Here is a 2,108-nt window from a genome sequence, read left to right on the forward strand (position 1 = left end):
CGTGTTCATCAGATGGCTCCACAGCCACCAGAGTGTCGGTCATGATGCGACCTTCCTGCCCCCGACACACCGAGGGCGGTAAGGCCACTTACACCGTTCTCGCGACAGTCCCCACGCCGGGGGCGATCAAAACCACTTACACCGAATCAGCGACAGCCCCTAGCGCGCCGGTGGATGCCGAGGACTCTGATTGCTTGCCGCAAAGTGGTGGTGTCAGCGATCTGTGAGACTCCCAGTGTCGAGCCATATGTTGACTCCGCGTCTCAAGGACAGACGATCTCGAGAGTCGCGGCGAGGCCGTGTCAGTCATTGCAAACTTCATCGAATCTGGCTGTGGGGCTGCTGATGGCAGCAATTCGGCACTGAGGTTCGTCCTGACCATCAGCCAGTCCTCCGGGATATCGCTCCGGCCGGGAGCGGTCTTCGGAGTCATGCTACGCCAGATTTGTTGATCCGGAAGACATTTCCTTCTGGATCACGCAGGACAGATTGATATGCACCATAATACGTCGTGTAGGGAGCCTTGACGAGGCGACCGCCGGCTGCGACTGCTGAGTCGGTGAGGGTGTCGACGTCCTGTTTGCCGTGGACCTCGAAGGTCCAGAATGCTGCTGCTGCATCACCGATCGGGGTGTCTTGCGGAAGGTCGAGCAGACTGATGGCGGCCGTAGTGTGAAACCCGAGGATAGTGTCGCCGAGTCTAAGCGCGCGGAAGTGGTCGGAGGACAGCTCAGTGGCTGTCGGTAGCGCGAAAACGCCTGCGTAGAATGCTGATTGCGCAACGATATCATTACAGATGACGCTCACGAACGAGAGCGATACGCTGGGGAATGCTGTCATTTGAGTCTCCTTGGGGAGATCTGGTCCAGTTAGTGGGGGTGGCTAGAGTTGGCCGGCGGGCAATAGCGTTGGCGCCAGGCATGACCTGCTGAACTGCACGGTTGTAGAGCGTTAATCAGCTGACAGTGGCTGCGAGGGCCCGTCGGCGCAGGTACTCGCCTGCTTCGATCGGTGCCAGGTTCGTGTTCTTGCCGATCGGAGCGGGCATCGGTTTGATGACGGCGTCGACGTTGGCATCGCAAAACTGGATGAGTGAGATCAGCTCTTCTTTCGGTGCCTGATCCTGCGGGGGCAGGACGCGGTGGCGGGTCGATCGCCACCGATCGCCGGTCCATCGGGCCATGAGGTCGCCGATGTTGATTACCAGTGCTCCTTCTACGAAAGGTGCGTCGAACCACTGTCCGTGGCTTTCGACCTGGAAGCCGCCGTATCCGACCTGACGGTCAAGCAACGTGAAGATGCTCCAGTCGGTGTGGGGGCCGACACGAAATTGGCCATCCTTGGGTGCGCCGGTCTCTTCCATGGAAGGGTAGCGGTTGATGTTGAGGGTGCGAGTTCCGTTGGCGCAGCGTTCGATGAACCAGTCTGTGCCCAGTCCGAGCGCCGCACCGCAGATGCGGAGCAATTCGTCGTACACGCCGTACATCTGATCCATGTAGCGGTTGGCCTGGGCTTCGAGTTCTGGCACCTCTGTGGGCCACACGTTGGCTCGAAACCAGTACTCGTCTATAGCGGGATCACCGGTGAGGTGATTGCGTCCGATGGTGTAGCTCTCTTTCATGTCGGGTTTGTCGGCGTCTGCGTCCTCTCCGTCGAATGAGTTGGCCTCTCTGCCGCTTGGAAGCCAGCCGCGGCCTCCGACGGTGGTTTCGTATTGCGCCTTGATCTGTGTTGGTAGGGAAAAGAACCGTTTCGCGGCTTCTCGCAGGCTCGCTCCGAGGTGGGCGGCGACGCCATGGTCCGCGAGCAGCAGAAAGCCTGACTCAGTGAGTGCGCGATCCACTTCTGCAGCGACTGCCGCCCGGGACTCGTTGTCTCCGGTGCGCCACGAGTTGAGGTCGATGAGCGGAATGTGTGGTTGGTTCATGGTTTTCCTTTTGTCGATATTGACGAGGGCGATGGCAGGGGGTTGTGCCTTAGCGGCGTCGCTCAGGCTGAATCACCCTAGGTTTTGTGCCGCCTCCAATGTGGGCTGGTCCTCGGGGCCGAGGCCAGCGTAGTGAAGCGTTTCGAGCTCGGTCGGGGGGATCTGGCCGATACTCGAGTGC

The 2,108-nt window shown here is 60.0% G+C and carries 2 protein-coding genes; both read right to left on the reverse strand.

Annotation, left to right across the window (positions count from 1 at the left end):
- Window positions 1–429: 429 nt before the first annotated feature.
- Window positions 430–840 (reverse strand): VOC family protein, encoded by a 411-nt coding sequence (locus FFS52_RS23455; protein ID WP_074852576.1) that lies wholly within the window; start codon window positions 838–840, stop codon window positions 430–432.
- A gap of 115 nt (window positions 841–955) precedes the next feature.
- A complete protein-coding gene (locus FFS52_RS23460; protein WP_074852575.1) occupies window positions 956–1,927 on the reverse strand; it encodes a 2-oxoglutarate and iron-dependent oxygenase domain-containing protein in 972 nt (323 codons plus the stop codon).
- Window positions 1,928–2,108: the final 181 nt, after the last annotated feature.

The sequence above is a fragment of the Gordonia sp. ALPHA1B1 genome, assembly GCF_005502615.1.
In the GTDB taxonomy this organism is placed as follows: Bacteria; Actinomycetota; Actinomycetes; order Mycobacteriales; family Mycobacteriaceae; genus Gordonia; species Gordonia hongkongensis.

Coding starts and splice junctions, on each gene's coding strand:
- FFS52_RS23455 (WP_074852576.1), bottom strand. CDS start 840: ATGACAGCATTCCCCAGCGTATCGCTCTCGTTCGTGAGCGTCATCTGT.
- FFS52_RS23460 (WP_074852575.1), bottom strand. CDS start 1,927: ATGAACCAACCACACATTCCGCTCATCGACCTCAACTCGTGGCGCACC.